11 protein-coding genes and 1 pseudogene are annotated in these 17342 nt (G+C 73.3%); 5 read left to right on the top strand and 7 right to left on the bottom strand.

Annotated elements, in window-relative coordinates; all coding sequences use genetic code 11:
* Positions 1-251 precede the first annotated feature (251 nt).
* The 4 genes from RM479_RS08150 to RM479_RS08165 all read left to right on the top strand — a co-directional run bounded on the left by RM479_RS08150 (position 252) and on the right by RM479_RS08165 (position 5740).
* Complete coding sequence (locus RM479_RS08150; protein WP_311511111.1) at positions 252-992, top strand: HAD family hydrolase; 741 nt, start codon at positions 252-254, stop codon at positions 990-992.
* Positions 989-3361, top strand: a complete 2373-nt coding sequence (locus RM479_RS08155) for a glycoside hydrolase family 65 protein (protein WP_311511112.1) — start codon at positions 989-991, stop codon at positions 3359-3361. Before RM479_RS08150 ends, RM479_RS08155 begins: the two co-directional genes overlap by 4 nt.
* 108 nt (positions 3362-3469) lie before the next feature.
* Complete coding sequence (locus RM479_RS08160) at positions 3470-4147, top strand: helix-turn-helix domain-containing protein (protein WP_311511113.1); 678 nt, start codon at positions 3470-3472, stop codon at positions 4145-4147.
* A 162-nt stretch (positions 4148-4309) separates the two neighbouring features.
* Complete coding sequence (locus RM479_RS08165; protein WP_311511114.1) at positions 4310-5740, top strand: acyl-CoA synthetase; 1431 nt, start codon at positions 4310-4312, stop codon at positions 5738-5740.
* Between the two features lie 26 nt (positions 5741-5766).
* Here the strand turns inward: RM479_RS08165 and RM479_RS08170 are convergent.
* The 5 genes and pseudogenes from RM479_RS08170 to RM479_RS08190 form a co-directional block, all read right to left on the bottom strand.
* A pseudogene (locus RM479_RS08170) lies at positions 5767-6930 on the bottom strand (MFS transporter); the annotation flags it as partial.
* Positions 6927-7763 (bottom strand): ABC transporter ATP-binding protein, encoded by an 837-nt coding sequence (locus tag RM479_RS08175; protein ID WP_311511115.1) that lies wholly within the window; start codon positions 7761-7763, stop codon positions 6927-6929. The pseudogene RM479_RS08170 and the gene RM479_RS08175, both read right to left, overlap by 4 nt.
* A gap of 8 nt (positions 7764-7771) precedes the next feature.
* Positions 7772-8788 carry an ABC transporter ATP-binding protein gene (locus RM479_RS08180; protein WP_311511116.1) on the bottom strand — a complete coding sequence of 339 codons (1017 nt, stop codon included), beginning with the start codon at positions 8786-8788 and terminating at the stop codon, positions 7772-7774.
* The gene (locus RM479_RS08185; protein WP_311511117.1) at positions 8785-10605 is read right to left on the bottom strand and encodes an ABC transporter permease subunit; all 1821 of its coding nucleotides are present in this window, start codon (positions 10603-10605) and stop codon (positions 8785-8787) included. Before RM479_RS08185 ends, RM479_RS08180 begins: the two co-directional genes overlap by 4 nt.
* A complete protein-coding gene (locus tag RM479_RS08190) occupies positions 10602-12089 on the bottom strand; it encodes an ABC transporter substrate-binding protein (protein ID WP_311511118.1) in 1488 nt (495 codons plus the stop codon). Before RM479_RS08190 ends, RM479_RS08185 begins: the two co-directional genes overlap by 4 nt.
* Positions 12090-12669: 580 nt before the next feature.
* Between RM479_RS08190 and RM479_RS08195 the strand changes: the two genes are divergently transcribed.
* Entirely contained in the window at positions 12670-14037 is a 1368-nt protein-coding gene (locus RM479_RS08195; RefSeq protein ID WP_311511119.1) for a hypothetical protein, read from the top strand.
* Between the two features lie 425 nt (positions 14038-14462).
* Here RM479_RS08195 and betT read toward each other — a convergent pair whose 3' ends face one another.
* Positions 14463-16607: a choline BCCT transporter BetT gene (betT, locus tag RM479_RS08200; protein ID WP_311511120.1), complete on the bottom strand. Its 2145-nt coding sequence runs from the start codon at positions 16605-16607 to the stop codon at positions 14463-14465.
* 375 nt (positions 16608-16982) lie between these two features.
* Positions 16983-17303: a putative quinol monooxygenase gene (locus RM479_RS08205; protein ID WP_274812380.1), complete on the bottom strand. Its 321-nt coding sequence runs from the start codon at positions 17301-17303 to the stop codon at positions 16983-16985.
* Between the last annotated feature and the right edge of the window lie 39 nt (positions 17304-17342).

Below are 17342 nucleotides of genomic sequence, written 5' to 3' on the forward strand. Positions count from 1 at the left end.
TCCGGGAGCGCGGACCCGCCGTCCGCAGGCCCCGTCTCCACCCTCGGTGATGGACCATACCGGGCACCGGGGTCGAAGGGCCGAATCCAGGCGGGTCGAAAGTCCCGGTCCGACATCACCCAGAACCCGCTCCGAACTGCGAGGACATCACGGATCACGGAACGGCCCGAGGGCAGGGTCCCTTGACATCGGGCCCTCACCGGCGTGGTCTGGGAGGCCGGGAACGCCGCGCACCGAGGAGGCGATCGCCCGTGTCCGAGACCGACCCGGTGCTCTGGCCCGACCGTGTCGAAGCGGTGCTGTTCGACGTGGACGGGGTGGTCACCGACACCGCCCGGGTGCATGCCGCCGCCTGGAAACGCCTGTTCGACGGTTTCCTGCGGGTGCGCTCCGGTGAGGGCTTCGAGCCGTTCGACGAGGGCGACGACTACGCGCGGTTCGTCGACGGACGGTCCCGGCTCGACGGGGTGCGCGCGTTCCTCGCCTCGCGGGGCGTCGAGGTTCCCGAGACGGGGACGGGTGACACGGTGGAGTCGCTGGGCGCGCGCAAGGACCACTACTTCCTGGAGGCCCTGCGCCGGTCGGGGGCATCGGCGTTCCCGACCGTGGTCGCGATGATCCGCAGGCTACGGGAGCGGGGCAGGGCCACGGCGGCGGTGTCGGCCAGCCGCAACTGCTCCGAGGTCCTGCGGGCCGCGGGGGTGGAGGGGTTGTTCGACGTTCGGGTGGACGGTGTGGACGCCGCGCGGCTGGGCCTGGCCGGCAAACCGGACCCCGCCCTGTTCCTGGAGGCGGCGCGCCGACTGGGGGTCGCCCCTGCCCGGGCAGCCGTGGTGGAGGACGCCTTCGCCGGTGTGGAGGCCGGAACGCGCGGGGGATTCGGGTTCGTGGTCGGGGTCGACCCCGGGGGCCGGGCCGAGGGGCTGTACCGGCGCGGCGCCCACACCGTGATCTCCGTGGACGGGTCCGCGACGACCGGGAGGACCCGATGAGCCGCTGGTCGTTGGTCTACGAGGGGGTCGATGCCGAGCGCACGGGCCTACGCGAGGCCCTGTGCACGCTCGGCAACGGGGTCTTCGCCACCCGAGGCGCGAACCCGGAGAGCCGCTCGGACGGGGAGCACCGTCCCGGCACCTACATCGCCGGTTGCTTCGACAGGGCGGTATCGGTCGTCAACGGTCGGGAGATCGAGAACGAGGACATGGTCAACGCCCCGAACTGGCTGCCGTTGACCTTCCACACCGGCGACGGCGTGTGGTTCTGCGGCCCCGGATCGGATGAGCGGATCGAACTGGACATGCGGCGCGGGCTGCTGACCCGGAGCTTCGAGGCGGGCCCGCCGGGACGGCGGACCGGAGTGGTGCAGCGCCGGCTGGTGTCCATGGCCGACCCGCACCTGGCCGCGTTGGAGACGACCTTCGTCCCGAGGGACTGGAGCGGCGCCCTAACGGTCCGATCGGCGTTGGACGGGGAGGTCGCCAACACGGGCGTGGCCCGCTACCGGGGGTTGGCCTCACGGCATCTGGTCCCCGGCGGCACCGGTACGGACACCGAGGAGATCACGTGGCTGCGATGCGCCACCGCGCGGTCGCGGATCGGGATCGCCCTGGCCGCGCGCACCCGCGTCTCCTCGGGACCGTCACCGACGCACGCCAACGTGAACGCGCGCGATGCCCGGATCGGGATCGATCTGAGCCTGGACGTCATCGAGGGGGTGCCGGTGACCGTGGAGAAGACCGTGGCGCTGCACACCTCGCGCGACCACGCCATCGAGGAGCCGTTGCAGGCCGCGCGGACGTCGCTGGCGCGCGCCGGGGGTTTCGACGCCCTGCTGGAGCGGCACACCACCGCCTGGCATCACCTGTGGCGCGCGTGCGCGCTGGACATCGGCGACGAGGAGGACCAGCGGATCCTCGACCTGCACCTGTTCCACCTGTTCCAGACGCTGTCGCCGCACACCGCGGACCTGGACGCGGGCGTGCCGGCCCGGGGGCTGCACGGGGAGGCGTACCGGGGGCACGTGTTCTGGGACGAGCTGTTCGTCCTGCCGTTCCTGGACCTGCGACTCCCCGAGATCTCCCGTGGGGCGCTGCGCTATCGGGCGCGGCGGCTGCCGGCGGCGCGCGACGAGGCCCGGGCGTGCGGGGTGCGCGGTGCGCTGTTCCCCTGGCAGAGCGGGAGCGACGGACGGGAGGAGTCCCAGTCGGTGCACCTCAACCCCCGGTCCGGGCGCTGGGTACCCGACCGTTCGCGGTCGCAGCGGCACATCGGTCTGGCCATCGGGATGAACGTGTGGCGCCACTACCAGGCCACCGGCGACCTGGAGTTCCTGTGCGACGTCGGCGCCGAACTGCTACTGGAGATCGCCCGGGCCTTCTCCGATCTGGCCGTCCACGACAAGGCCCTGGACCGGTACCGCGTTCGCGGTGTCATGGGCCCCGACGAGTACCACGACGGCCTTCCCGACCGGAAGGAGCCCGGTCTGGACGACAACGCCTACACCAACGTCCTGACGTCGTGGCTGTTGTCGCGGGCGCTGGACGTGCTGCGGGAGCTGCCCGGGGCGCGCGCACGCGACCTCTGTGAACGCCTGGGACTGGCCCCCGAGGAGATGGAACGGTTCGAGACGGTCTCCCGCAGGCTGTACGTGCCCTTCCACGACGGTGTCATCAGCCAGTTCGCCGGCTACGGCGACTTGGCCGAACTGGACTGGGACGGCTACCGGGAACGGTACGGCGACATCCGCAGGCTGGACCGCGTCCTGGAGGCGGAGGGCGACACCTGCAACCGGTACCGGGCCTCCAAACAGGCCGACGTGCTCATGCTGTTCTTCCTGTTGTCGCGGGAGGAGGTGATGGGACGCCTGCACCACATGGGCTACGAGGTCGACCCCGACCTGATCCCGCGCACGGTCGAGTACTACATGCGGCGCACCTCGCACGGTTCGACGCTCAGTTCGGTGGTGCACTCCTGGGTGTCGGCGCGGATGGACCGGCGGACCTCGTGGAGGTTCTTCCGGGAGGCGTTGCGTTCGGACATCGACGACGTCCAGGGCGGTACGACCGCCGAGGGCGTGCACCTGGGGGCGATGGTGGGCACGATCGACCTGCTCACCCGTTGCGCGACGGGGATGGAGGTGCGCGACGGGGTCCTGTACCTGGATCCGCTGTTGCCGGAGGAACTTCCCGAGTTGGCCTTCGAGGTGCGTTACCGGGGCCACTGGGGAGTCGGCGTGCGAATACGCGGTGACCGTGTCACGGTGTCGGTACCGGTGTCGCGGGAGGCGCCGATCACCGTCCAGGTGCGGGGGGACCGTGCCGTCGTGCCACCGGGGGGTTCGTGGACCTCGCCGCCGCGTTGACGGCACGGGACCGTAGGCCCCTTGCCGAAGACAGGGACGGGGACGAACACTGGAGGGTCCGGGGGAGACTCGTACCGGCCGTGCGCACGGCCGGGGTTCGGAGGGGACATGGAGAGCGCACACGGTTCCGGGGCGCCCGGCGGGGATTTCTGCCGACGGGTGGTGCACCGGAGGACGGAACTGGGGTTGAGCCAGGAGGACGTGGCCGTGCGCGCCGGGATGGATCCGGGGTACGTGGCCTATCTGGAGGAGCATCCACCGGTGTTGACCCGCTCGGCGCTCTATCGGTTGGCGCTGGCCCTGCGCACCTCGCCGGACGATCTGCTGGGCTCGGCCTCGGGGCTTCCGCCGGGAGCGGTGGTCACCGCCTTTCCGCACCACGACCTGCGCGTGCTGTCCCGGAGTGAGTGCGAGGAGCTCATCTCCCCGGGCGGAATCGGTCGGATCGCCTTCGGCACCGGTGGGGTCACCGCGCCGACCGTGCTTCCGGTGACCTACGTCTGGGACGGCGACGGGGTCCTGTTCCGCACGACGCGGGAGGGGGTCATCTCCTCCCACGTGGAGGGCCCGGTGTCCTTCCAGGTGGACCGGATCGACGAGACCCTGAGCGAGGGATGGAGCGTGCTGATCGCCGGCAGGGGGCGGGTGGTGCGCGACCCCGACGAGGAGGCCGTGCTGCGCGCGGGGTTGCCGTTGGCGACGTGGGTGGACCGGGAGGACGGCGTCCACGTGCGGGTGACCGCCATCGAGATCACCGGGCGGCGGCTGTCCGGCCGCTCGCTGTGACCACCGCGGGGGGAACGTGTTCCCCGGGGACGGGGCGGGGGGAGCCGCGCCGGTCCCGCGTCCGGCGCGTGTTCCCAGGGGGCCGGGGCGGGAGGGACGCGGCTCCTCGGATGCGGTAGAGATGGGGGTGCTCCCCCGCCGCCACCGGGAAGGACTCCGCCCGTGCTCCCGTTCGTCACCGATCCCGTCGATCGGCCCGCCCTGGTCTTCGGCGACCGCTCCCTGTCCTATCGGGGGCTGGCGTCGGCCGCCTCCCGACTGGCCGCCGACCTGCCGGCGGGCGGCCGGGTCGCCGTGTGGGCCGTACCGACCCCGGAGACCTGTGTGGCGGTCACCGCGGCGGTCCTGGCCGGGGCGGCGGCGGTGCCGCTGAACCCGCGTTCGGGTGAGCGCGAGTCGGCGCACGTCATCGGCGACAGCGACCCCGATCTGCTGCTGGCCCCGCCGGGCGCCGAGCCGCCCGAGGCGCTGCACGGCCTGCCCCGGATCGACGTGGACGTCTCCCCCGCCCCGGCCGTGGCGCCCCTCGTCCGGGAGGTCGACGACGAGGCCACCGCGCTGATCGTCTACACCTCCGGGACGACCGGCGCCCCCAAGGGCGTGCCGCTGTCGCGTCGGGCGATCGTCTCGACCCTGGACGCGCTCGCCGAGGTCTGGTCGTGGACGGCCGACGACGTGCTGGTGCACGCCCTCCCCCTCTTCCACGTGCACGGTCTGGTGCTGGGGGTGCTCGGCCCGCTGCGCCGGGGCGGGACGCTGCGCCACCCGGGCCGGTTCGAGGTCGCGGCGATCACCGAGGCCCTGTCCGGGGGAGGGACGCTGCTGTTCGGTGTGCCCACCATGTACCACCGGTTGGCGCTGGCCGTCGACGACGATCCGGCCCTGGTCGAGGCGTTGGCCGGGGCGCGGCTGCTGGTCTCGGGGTCGGCGGCGCTGCCCCGGCCCGACCACGATCGGTTGACGGCGGCCACCGGGCACCGGGTGATCGAGCGGTACGGGATGTCGGAGACGTTGATGAACACCTCCGTCCGGCCGGGCGACGGCTCCCGGCCGGGCGGGGTGGGCACCCCGCTGCCGGGGGTGGGGCTGCGGCTGGTCGAGGAGGACGGGACGCCGATGCCGCCGGGCGACCCCGAGGCGGTGGGCGAGATCCAGGTGCGCGGACCGAACCTGTTCGACGGTTACCTGAACCGGCCGGAGGCCACCGCCGAGGCGATGACCTCCGACGGCTGGTTCCGGACCGGGGACATGGCCGTCCGGGAGGCCGACGGGTCGGTGCGCATCGTGGGCCGCAAGAGCACGGACCTGATCAAGAGCGCCGGGTACAAGATCGGCGCCGGGGAGATCGAGAACGTGCTGTTGGCCCACCCAGCGGTGGCGGAGGCGGCGGTGACCGGGGAACCGGACCCGGATCTGGGCGAACGGGTCGTGGCCTGGGTGGTGCCGCGCGGTCAGGCCCCGTCGTTGGCGGAGCTGTCGGACCTGGTGGCCGCAGAGCTGGCGCCCCACAAGCGGCCCCGCCGGTTGCGCGTGGTCGACTCCCTGCCCCGCAACGACATGGGCAAGGTCCTCAAGCGGGCGCTGGGCTCCTGATCCCGGGGGACCATGGCCGCCGCGGCCAGCGTCACCAGGGCCAGGAGGAACCACACGAGCGGGCCGCCGAGGTCCAGGAGCGCGCCGACGGGTACGCCGCCCAGCAGGACCACCAGGCCGGACACCGAGGACAGGACGCCGGTGAACAGGCCCAGCCGACGGTCCTCGACCAGATCGGGGACCCAGGCGCGGACCGTGGGCACGATGAGGGCCTGGCCCAGGGTGAGCGCGGTGACGAACACCGCCGCGGGCAGCAGCCCCGGTGAGGCGTCGACCGCGATCGGCACGGCGACGGCGACGAACCCCAGCGCGATCAGCACCAGCCCGGACACCAGGGTCCCCCGGCGGCTCGGGCGGACGGTGGCCCAGCGCAGCAGGGGGAACTGCGCGGCGATGTAGAGCGCCGACGACCAGGCGAGCAGCCAGCCCAGGGCCGTCTGGGAGCCGGTGACCCGCTCCACCTCTCCGGGCAGCGCCAGGTAGAGCTGGTTGTAGGCCAGGAGGTAGCCGCCGTAGACCAGGCACAGGCCCGCGAAGCGGCGGTCGACCGCCCTCGGCCGGCGCGCGTCCCCGGGGTCGGTGGCGCGCGGCTCGGGCGCGCCCGGGGGCATCAGGAACAGGTGCCCGACCAGCACCAGGACGAAGACGGCCGCCCCGACCAGGCAGGCCGTCCGGAAACCGCCGGAGAGCAGGAGGATCCCCAGCAGCGGGCCGACGAGGGTTCCGGCCTGCCCCGCGACGGAGAACCATCCGAGCATCCGGGTCCGGGGGGTGCCGGTGCGGCGTTCGTGCTCGACGGCCTGGCGGGCGATCTCCGTCTCGACCGCCGGGGAGAACAGCGCGGCGGCGAAACCGATGAGCAGCACCGAGACGATGACCGCGCCCGTCGCCTCGGCGAAGCCGAGCAGGCAGAACCCGACCACGCGCAGCGCGCAGCCGACCAGCACGACCGGACGCGGCCCGAACCGGTCGGTGAGCGCGCCCCCGACGACGAACAGCCCCTGTTGGCTGAAGGTGCGCAGCCCCAGGACCAGGCCGACCAGCCACCCCGCGAGGCCGAGCGCGCCGCCGAGGTGATCGGCCAGGTACGGGAGCACCGCGAAGAAGCCGACGTTGAACGCGCACTGGGAGCCGATCAACAGCAGGGGCAGCGGGCCCGGAGCGCGCCGGGCCACCGGAGCGGGGGTCACGGCGCGGCCGGGAGCGAGGACTCGGAGGGCGCTCCGTGGATCGACGGGACCGCCCGCACGAGTTCACGCGTGTACGGGTGTTCGGGATCGGTCAGGACACGGCGCGCGGGTCCGGTCTCCACGATCCTCCCCCGGTGCATGACGGCGACGCGGTGGGCGATGTGCCGCGCGAGGGGGAGGTCGTGGCAGATGAACAGGTAACCCAGGCCCAGCTCGTCCTGGAGTCCGTTGAGCAGGTTGAGGACGCCGGCGCGCACCGAGGGGTCCAGGGCGGAGACGGGTTCGTCCAGGACCAGCAGTCTCGGTTCGCAGGCCAGCGCGCGGGCGATGCCGACGCGCTGGCACTGCCCGCCGGACAGCTCGTGCGGGAACCGGTCGCCGTGGGCGGGGTCGAGCCCCACCTTCCCCAGGAGCGCGTCCACCTGGTCGGGGCCGGTCGCGCGCTCCCAGCGGCCGTGGATCCGCAGGGGTTCGGCGACGGCGTCGCGCACCCGCAGGCGCGGGCTGAGCGAACCGTACGGGTCCTGGAGGACGGGCTGGAAGGCGGGCCGCAGGGCGCGCAGTCCGGCCTCGCCCAGGGTGGTGAGCTCGGTGCCCTCGAAGCGCACGGACCCGGCGTCGGGGCGGCGCAGGCCCAGGACGGCGGTGGCCGCGCTGGTCTTGCCGCATCCGGATTCGCCGACCAGGGCGAGCGTCTCCCCGGCGTGCACGTCGAAGGAGACGCCGTCGACGGCGGTCAGCGGCGCGGAACGCCGGGTGGGGCCGGGGTGGCGCACCACGAGGTCGCGCACCCGGAGCAGCGGCGCCGGGGCGGGGTCGTTCGGGTCGTCCATGGTGGTCCTCATCGCGGGGTCGGCGCGAACGGGTGGGTCAGCGGGTCGGGCAGGTCCGTCAGGCGGTGGCAGGAGACCAGGCGGCCGGGTTCGCCGGTGGGGAGCGGTGCGGGTTCCTCCGTCCGGCAGACCTCTCGGGCGTGGGGGCAGCGGGGGGCGAAGGCGCAGCCGCCCGGCGGCGACTCCGGGGCGGACGGTGCGCCCTCGATGGTGGGGAGCCGGCGGTCGGTCGCCTCCAGCGGCGGCAGGGACGCGACCAGGCCCGCGGTGTAGGGGGCGCGGGGAGCGGTGAGGACCGGCACCGCCGGGCCCGACTCGACGTGACGTCCGGCGTACACGACCACCGTCCGGTCGGCGTATCCGCCGACCACGCCCAGGTCGTGGGTGATGAGGACGATCGCGGTGCCGGTCCGCTCGCGCAGTTCGCGGAGCCGGTCGAGCACGCGGGCCTGCATGACGGGGTCGAGCGCGGTGGTGGGCTCGTCGGCGAACACGAGGTCGGGCTCGTTGACGGTGGCCATCGCGATGACCGCCCGCTGGCGCATGCCGCCGGAGAACTCGTGGGGGTGGGCCCGGGCGCGTCGGGCGGCGTCGGGGATCCCGGCCCGGTCCAGGGCCTCCACCGCCAGCCGCCACGCCCTGGCCCGGCTCATCCTCCGGTTCGAGCGCAGCGCGCGAACGAGCTGTCCGCCCACGGTGTGGACGGGGCTGAGGGCGCTGAGCGCGTTCTGGGGGATCAGGGCCATGCGACGGCCGCGCAGGGACCGCAGGACGGCCGGTGAGGCGCCGACCAGTTCCCGGCCGTCCAGGTCGACGCTGCCGCCGACGGTCGCGCCGTGGGGCGCCATGCCCAGGACCGTGTGCGCGGTGATGGACTTCCCGGCACCGGACTCACCCACCAGGCCGAGGACCTCGCCGGGCCGGACGTCGAAGGACAGGCCGCGGACGGCGTGGACCGGTGTCCCGCCCCGTCCGCGCAGGGTGACCCGCAGGTCGCGGACCGCCAGCAGGGGTCGGTCGGTCATCGGGCCGTCCCTTCCGGTGTCGTCGCCCCGGCCGGTGCGGGGGCCCGCCGTGCCGGGCGGGTCCGGGTGCGCGGCGGGAGCGTGGAGGCGGAGACCGCGAACGCGGCCAGGAGCAGGAGCATGGCGGTGGGGGCCAGGGCCGCCAGGGGGGCCCGTTCGACGTAGGGCAGGGACTCCGACAGGCTCGCCCCCCATTCGGCGGAGGGCGGCTGGGCGCCCAGTCCGAGGAAGCCCAGGGAGGCCAGGGCGAGGGCGGTGCCCGGCAGGCGCAGCACCGCGTTCCTGGCGACCGGTCCCAGCACCGAGGGCAGGACGTGCCGCAGCAGGATCCAGCGGGCGTCGGCGCCCAGGGCGCGCTGGGCGGTCAGGTGGGTCGCCGCGCGCGTCTCCTGGACCAGGGCGGCGGTGTGGGCGGCCAACGGGGGCCAGGTGACCAGGGCCACGGCCAGGGCGGCGCCCGACTGCCCGGGGCCGAGCACGGCGGCCACCAGGATGCCCGCGATCACCGGGGGCAGGGCGTTGGCCGTTTCAGCGAGGCCCGCCGACAGTCCCGGGAGGAATCCGATCGGCACCGCGATGAGCAGACCCGCCAGGCACACCAGGGCGGCGACGCCGACGGTGGTGAGGGCGCCGTGGCCCAGGCGGGCCAGGACGTCGCGGCCGACCCCGTCGGTGCCCAGCGGATGCGCCCAGGAGGGGGCCGCGAGCCGCTCGGCCACCTGGACGGTCATCGCGTCGCGGGTCAGGCCCCAGAGGATCACCGTCAGGAGCAGGGTCGCGCACACCCGGGGGATCGCCCGGCGGACCGCGCCCGCCGCGTCGGTGCTCGGCGGCGGCGGGGTCAGGGCCGCCGCGCGCAGGCCCGGTCCCAGCATGCGCAGGCGGGCGCTCTGCGCGAGCAGACCGGACGCCATGCCCAGGAGCACCAGGGCGAGCACCGACCCTTGGACCATCGGCAGGTCCTGGGCCCGCACGGCGCCCAGGGCGGTGCGGCCGATGCCGGGGACGGTGAAGACGGTCTCCACCGCCACCGCGCCCCCGAGCAGGCCGATGGCGACCATGCCGAGCTGGGGGACGAGCGCGGGGGTGGCCCGGCGCAGCACCGCCAGGGCGATCAGCCCCGGCGCGCACCCCGAGGCCCGCCACAGGGGCACCCAGCGTTCGGCGTACACGGCGGGCAGCGCGTCGTCGACGAGCCGGCCCAGCAGTCCGCCGGCGGGGACGCCCAGCGCCAGGGCCGGGAGCACCAGGTGCACCGGTTCCCGCCAGCCGTAGGGCGGGAGCAGCCCCGCCCACACCGACAGCACGAGCATGAGCAGGATGGCGATGAGGAACTCGGGCAGGGCCGTGAACATCGCCGCGGCGGCCCCGCCGCCCGAGGCGCCCGGGCGCAGGGTGCCGCGCGCCCCCCGGATCAGGGTGGGCGCGCACAGCGCCGTCGCGGTGAGGAGCGCGACGGCGAGCGCGGCCGTCATGACCGTGAGCGAGACGCCCATCGCCGAGACGACGGCGGGCAGGACGGGCGCGCCGGAGACCCAGGAGTGGCCGAGGTCGCCGAGTGCGGCCCCGTGGAGCCAGTGGGCGAGCATCACCCAGGGTCCGGCGTCCAGGCCCAGGTCCGCCCGGATCGCCGCCAGCGCCTCCTCGGTGGGTTCGCGTTCGGCGAAGCGGGCGCGCAGCACCGCCAGGGCGGGGTCGCGGCCGGACAGCCAGGGCAGCAGTCCGATGACGACGGTGATGAGCGTCAGCGCGGCGAGACGGGAGACGACGGGCGTCGCCCACCGGGCGGACCGGGCGCCGGTGTGTGCGGCGGTCACGGGGTCAGGTGGGTGAGCGGGGTGACGAGCAGGCGTTCGCGGGGGTCCTTGGCGGAGTCCGCGACGTGGGTCGCGTCCCCCTGGATGACGCGTTCGTGCAGCATCGGGATGGCGGCGTCGGTGTCCAGGATCGCGGCCTCGGCGGCCAGGATCGCGGCGCGGCGCTCGTCGCCCACGGACGCCTTCTCGGCCTCCGACAGGGCGGCGTCCACGTCCTCGTCGCACAGCCGGGCGATGTTGAAGGACCCCTCGCAGGAGAAGTCGCTGGTCATGTAGGCGGCGGGGTCCCCGGAGTCGAGCACGGTCGCCCGGGAGAGGATGAACGCGTCGAACTCTCCGGCGAGGGCGTCCTCCTCGATGTCGGCGTACTCGCGCACGACCTGTCGCACCTCGAAGCCGGCGTCCTCCAACTGCTGTTCCAGCACGGTGGCGACCTCGGGCAGTTCGGCGCGGTCGGTGAAGGTGGCCAGGGTGATGGCCGCCCCGTCGGGGTCGCCGGCGGGGGTGGGCTCATCGCGTTCGGGGCGCTCGGCGGCCCAGGGCAGGGCGGGGCCGAGGAGGCCTTCGGCGACGTCGGCGCGTCCCTCGTAGACGCCGTCCACCAGGGCCCGGGGGTCGATGGCCGCGCGGACGGCGGCACGCAGCGCGGGGTCGGTGAAGGGACCCTCCTCGGTGTTGAGGTAGAGGGTGTTGGTGCGCGGCATCGGCACCTCGGTGAGGGTGTCCGGGTCCAGGAGCGAGGCCTGGGAGGTGGGCACGGACTCGACGATGTCGGCCTCGCCGGTGCGCAGGGCGGCGGCGCGGGCGGTGCCGTCGGGCACGAAGGTCACGTCGATGCCGGCGGCCAGGGCGGGTTCTCCCCAGTAACCGTCGTAGCGGTCCAGACGGGCGGAGGTGGTGCCGTCGACCTCGACCAGCTCGAAGGGGCCCGATCCGGTGCCGACGGGGCTGACCGTGTCGCCGGAGTAGGCGCTCTCGGCGAGGATCGACAGTTGCGGCGAGGAGAGCCGCTGGGGCAGCAGGGGGTCCTCCCGCTCGGCGGTGACGGTGAGCGTGTCGCCCTCCGCCTCGATCTCCAGTGCCAGGCCGTCGAGGATGCGCGGCGCGGGCGTGGCCCGGGCGGCGTACTCCAGGGAGTGGGCTGCCACGGCGGCGGTGAGCTCCGTGCCGTCGTGGAAGGTCACCCCGTCCCGGACGGTGAACGTCCAGGTCGTGTCGTCGGCCGAGGACCATTCGGTGGCCAGGCCCGGAAGCGGGTCGCCGTCCTCGTCGAGGGTGACGAGGGTCTCGGCGGTGCTCCAACGGGAGAGCTTGAAGGCGTCGTCGCTCAGCGGGGAGAGGGACGACCGGGGAGGCTGCATCATCGCGATCGAGATGCGCCCGTCGTCGGCGGCGTCGGCGCCGCCGTCGGGCAGGCAGCCGGCCACCGCCAGGGCCGAGGCCGCGGCGAGGCAGGCGGAGAGGGCGGATCTGTGAGGGTGCACGAGGGTTCTTCCGGTCGGGGCGTACGGGGGCCGGGGGCATGGGGCGACACGGCGTGGAGACGTCGTACCTGATCAGGACATATTACGATAATCGTTTTCATTATCGCGACACGGAGCCCCGTGGGCCCGGTCACGTCCGCGCGCACGTCGGTCACATCCCGCCGGCCCCGCCCGGCCGGGCGGGCGGGGCCGGCGCGCGCGGTTCGCGGGCATGACGCGGCACACCGGTGTGCGCGGCCGTCGAGACCGCCCCGACGTGATCACACCCGCCGCCCGTGGGCGGGGCCCTTCGTACGCGTTACGGGTGTCCCCTAACCCGGGTAACCGGTCCCTCGCTTCGGCGGGCCTTTGTCCCGTGTCCTCCGCACGTGGGCACCCGGCGTGCGGCGATCCGCGGAGGGAACCGCGCGGCGCCGGCGCGATCCCGCCCGCCGCGGAGACCATGGCGGTGTCGGCGTCGCGTACGCGGTTCTGCCCCCTGTCGGCACACAACGCCCTGGCAGACGGGGCGCGGCGCCCGGCCTTGCACGCCGATCGGCCCGGCCGGGCGCCGCGCCCCCGGCACCACAGGAAGAGGCCCATGCCCTACTCCAAGGAATGCGTGTTCGGGGAGATCACCGCGATCTTCTCCACCGGTGAGACCGCCCGTCCCAACGAGAACTACTACGCACTGACCGGAAGCATCGACACCAAGGGGATCACCACCTGGATCAGGTCCACTGACCCCTCCAGCGGGGCGGTCCGACCGGCCCAGGACTGGCACAAGCTCGACTGGGGCCACCGGGTCGTCCCGCCCGCCGGCTACCACGCCTTCTCCGACGCGCCGGACCACCAGTTCTCCTGGCTCAAGCGCGTGCCCAAGGAACACCTGGCCTGCGTCAAGGAGACCATCGACGGCGTCGACTACGCGGTGCCCGGCGACAAGTACATCGTCGCGGTGGACCACGGAATGATCTTCGAGCTGCTGCGCACCAAGCGGCCCCGGCAGACCCTGGAGAAGGACAGCGTCCTGATCGCGCCCGACCCGGGGTTCTGGTTCTGCGGCCTGAACATGATGGGGCTCCCCATCGGGAAGGACCCGGGTCAGGTCTACGTGCTCAACCTGCCCCTCCCCGTCACCCGGGGCGGGAACCTGGCCCGCCCCAGGATCACGGACCCCGACGACATCCCCCAGGAGCAGAACGCGATCATCGACCGCGAGGTCCTCGTACCCTGCGTGGCGGTCGACGACCGCACCAAGTCCCGAGCCTGGATCGTCGAGAACTCGCCCACCTACACCCTGCGCCGCCGCCGCTCCTACACGCTGGTGGCCGCGCTGGACCTGCGCGGCAGCAGCAGGGACGGCCACATGGGGCAGACCGTCTCCTGGGGCGTCACCGACACCCAGACCCGTACCTACAGCAAGAGCGTCGGCATCACGGTGGGCTTCGAGGCCGGTGTGTCGGTGGAGGGCGTCGGCGTCAAGGTGAGCGGGTCGGTGACGACGACCCTGGGCTACTCGCGCTCCTTCGCGAACACCGAGATGCAGCAGCAGTCGGTGCAGGTGGACGGGAACGCCGCCGCCGGTCGGGTCACGGCCATGTACGCCGAGAAGCACGTGATCTACGTGGTGCGCGACGACCCCGACCACACCTTCTGCTCGGACGACGAGAAGAACGTGGTGACGTTCAAGGCGGGGCTGCGCTACGCCATCGTGGACGACAGCGGCGCGTTCTCCGGGTCCCCGGCACTCGCGGGCGGGTTCGACGCGTCCGCTCCGTCCCCGGACGGGCGGCGCGGCGTCGAGGGGGCCGACGGGGGGATCCGCGCGGTCGGCTACGGCATGGACGCCGCCGAGGTGCCCGCGCCCGAACAGCTGACCGGCCCGAGCGCGCCCGAAGGCGTACCGGCCCCCCGAAGCCCCGAACGGGTCGGACGGGAGACGACCACGGGCACACCCGCCTCCTGATGATCGGGGCCGGGGGCCTCGGTGATCGTGGGCGGTCGGGGACCGCTCCACGGGTGCGCCGGTCTCCCGGTCGCGCCCGATCGCCGCGGCCCTGACGAGCGGGCCTCGCCCCGTGCGGACGCGCACCCCTGTCGGTGCGCGTCCGCCGTGCGGCCCTTCCAGCGTGTCGACGGCGGTCTCGGACCGCTGACGGACCCGCGCCGGTCCGCCGGGGCGGACGACTCGCGCGGGGCGATGCGGACCGAGGGCCACACGCGCGCCGTCATCGCCGCCCGCTCGGTGGAGCCGGTCGTGCCCCCTTCCCGGGTACGCCTCGTCTTTTCGGCCCGCACGCGGTCCGCTCCCCCCGACGGAAGGCCGAAACGGTGCGCGGGGGTCGAACCCTCACCACGGCGCGATCGGGTGCGTGGACCGCGGGAACGGCCTCACGACCCCTCCTCGGCCTGGACGTCGGCCGTACCGGGCCCGTGGCCGGGCATGGCCGAGCGGGCCTGCGCGTCCCGGTGCAGGCGCAGGAACTCCAGGTGCCGCTCGTACTCGTCGAGGATGTTCGCGATGAGCTGCTCCTTGGTGTAGCCCATCACGTCGTAGCCCTGGCTGCCCTCGGTGAGGTAGACCTCGAAGCGCACGTAGGTGTCGTGTTCGGCGAGCGAGCGCATGGCGAACGCCGGGGTGGGGACCACGATCGGCCACACCCGGTAGGTGAACTCCTCCTCGGAGCCCATCGGCACCCTCAGCTCCAGGTGCGGGATCCCGGCCTCCTCGTCGGCCACCTCGGTCACCGACGCCTCCGCGCCCTGGTCGCGCAGCCCTTCGGCGACGTCCTCGAACGCGGGTCGGCACACCTCCCGGACGAACCTGGTGGCCGCACGCTCGCCGGGGAAGCTCACCGCCCTCGCGATCCGCTGGCGCCAGTTGCGCTCCGTGCCCCGGCGGTCGATCGCGGTCCGGTCCGACAGCGAGGACGACAGGGTCGTCCGGAACGCGTCCTGCCGGAACCTCTCGATCCGCAGCGCCTTGTACAGGCCCCAGACGATCAGGAGCATCACGAACGAGAACGGTAGCCCCATGATGATGGTCGCGCTGGTCAGCGTGTCCAACCCGCCGACCAGGAGCATGGCGAGGGTGAGCAGGCCGGTCGCCGACGCCCAGAAGACGCGCAGCCACGCCGGCGCGTCGGTGATCGGTGTCGGCAGGTGGGAGCTGAGGTTGCCCATCACCAGCGCGCCGGAGTCGGCCGAGGTGACGTAGAGGAGCAGGCCGACGACCGTCGCGAGCCCGGCGCTGAACAGCACACCCGGGTACTGGGTGAGCAGTGTGTAGAACCCCCGTTCGGGTTCGTTCATGGCGAGTTCCCCGAACGCCAGGTCGCCCTGGCGCACGATGCTCAGGGCGCTGTTGCCGAAGACCGACAGGAACGTCAGCGTGTACAGCAGCGGGACCACCAGGGTCGCCGCCACGAACTGCCGGATGGTGCGGCCTCGCGAGATCCTGGCCAGGAAGAGCCCGACGAAGGGCGCCCACGCGACCCACCAGGCCCAGAAGAACAGCGTCCAGTCGTTGAGCCAGGCGATCGGCGGGTCGTAGGCGAAGGTGTTCAGCGTCATCGAGGGGAACCGGCTGACGTAGTCGCCGATGTTCAGCACGAGGGCGTTGAGCAGCTGGACGGGATTCTCGAAGACCAGCACGTAGAGCATCAGGACGATGGCGAGCACGACGTTGAGCTGGGACAGCCGCCGGATGCCCCGGTCGACGCCCGCCACGGCCGACACCGTGGCCACGAGCACGGCGATGAGGATCAGGCCGATCTGCGCCGCCGTCCCCTCGGGGATGCCGAAGAGGAAGTTCAGCCCGTAGTTGAGCTGGACGACGCCGATGCCCAGCGACACGGAGATGCCGAAGATCGTGCCGATGATGGCCGCCAGGTCGACCGCGTCACCGATGCGGCCGTGGATGCGCTTGCCGATCAGCGGATACAGGGCCGAGCGGATGGCCAGGGGGAGGTGGTAGCGGAACGAGAAGTAGCCGAGGGCCATGCCCATCAGCGCGTACATCGCCCACCCGGTGATGCCGTAGTGGAAGAGCGTCCACACCACGCCCTGCCGCGCCGCCTCGACGGTCTGCGCGTCGCCCTCGGGAGGGGCCAGGTAGTGGGTGACCGGACCGGCCACGGAGAAGAACATCAGATCGATGCCGATCCCCGCCGCGAACAGCATGGCGGACCACGCGAACACCCCGTAGTCCGGCCGGGAGTGCTGGGGGCCGAGCTTGATGGTGCCGTACCGGGAGACCGCGACGAACACCACGAACCCCAGGTACAGGGTGGCGGCGAGGAAGTAGTACCAGCCGAACACCTGGCTGATCCACCCCACGACGGTGCCGATGACGTACTCGGCGCCCGTCGGAGTGATGATCGCCCAGATCGAGAGTGCGATGATCAGGATCGACGAGCCGAAGAACACGGCCGGTTTGAGCCGGCTCCGTCCGGGCTCGGTCCTCTCCGGGTCCGCCGGCGTCCGCGGATTCGCCGCGTCGTCCTGACGATCCCGTCCTCCGTCATCGGTGGCCACCGATCTCACCTCTCGTTCCTGCGGTTGCCGGTGGTGGCTCCCCCCCGGGCGGCGGTGACGGGGGCGTCGAGGAGGGGTTCGGGGGCCTTCCGCGAGCGGGCACCGCGCTCGGGAGCGCGCGGCGTCGGCGCGGACCGCGCGGCCCTGTCCGACGCCCACCCAGGCGCCGTCCCGGTGCCGCGAGGCCGGCGGGAAGCGAACCATGGGACTCGGGTAGTCCACGGCGCCATCTTCACCGATCGTCCGTCGAGGTGCCCGTAACCCGCGCACGGCGGCGTGGCGCGTCACCCGCGCGGAGCCCTTACACGGCGGCCGGGTCCCCGTGCCCGTCATCGCGGAACCGAGTCCGGGCATCGGGAACTCAGGGGAACGCCACTAGTCGACGGTGAGTTCGCCCATCCGGTCCCAGCCCTCGCCCTCGACCGCGCGGCTGACGATCAACGGGGTCTCGGTGAGCAGCGGCCTCATCGCGGCCAGGCCGGCGCGGAAGTGGTCGCTGTTCACGTGCGCCTCGGCCGCGCCGTCCTTGAACGCCTCGACCAGCACGAACTCGTTCTCGCGCTCGACGCTGCGGGACCACTCGAACCACAGGTTGCCGGGTTCGGCGCGGGTGGCCGCGGTGAAGTCGGCGACAGCGTCGAGGAACCCGTCCCCGACCTCGGGCTCGACCCGGAACTTGACGACGATGAGGATCATCGTGTGCCTTCCTCTCGTTCTCGTTGTGCGTCGGGCACC

It is taken from the genome of Nocardiopsis lambiniae (assembly GCF_031845465.1).
Classification (GTDB): Bacteria; Actinomycetota; Actinomycetes; order Streptosporangiales; family Streptosporangiaceae; genus Nocardiopsis; species Nocardiopsis lambiniae.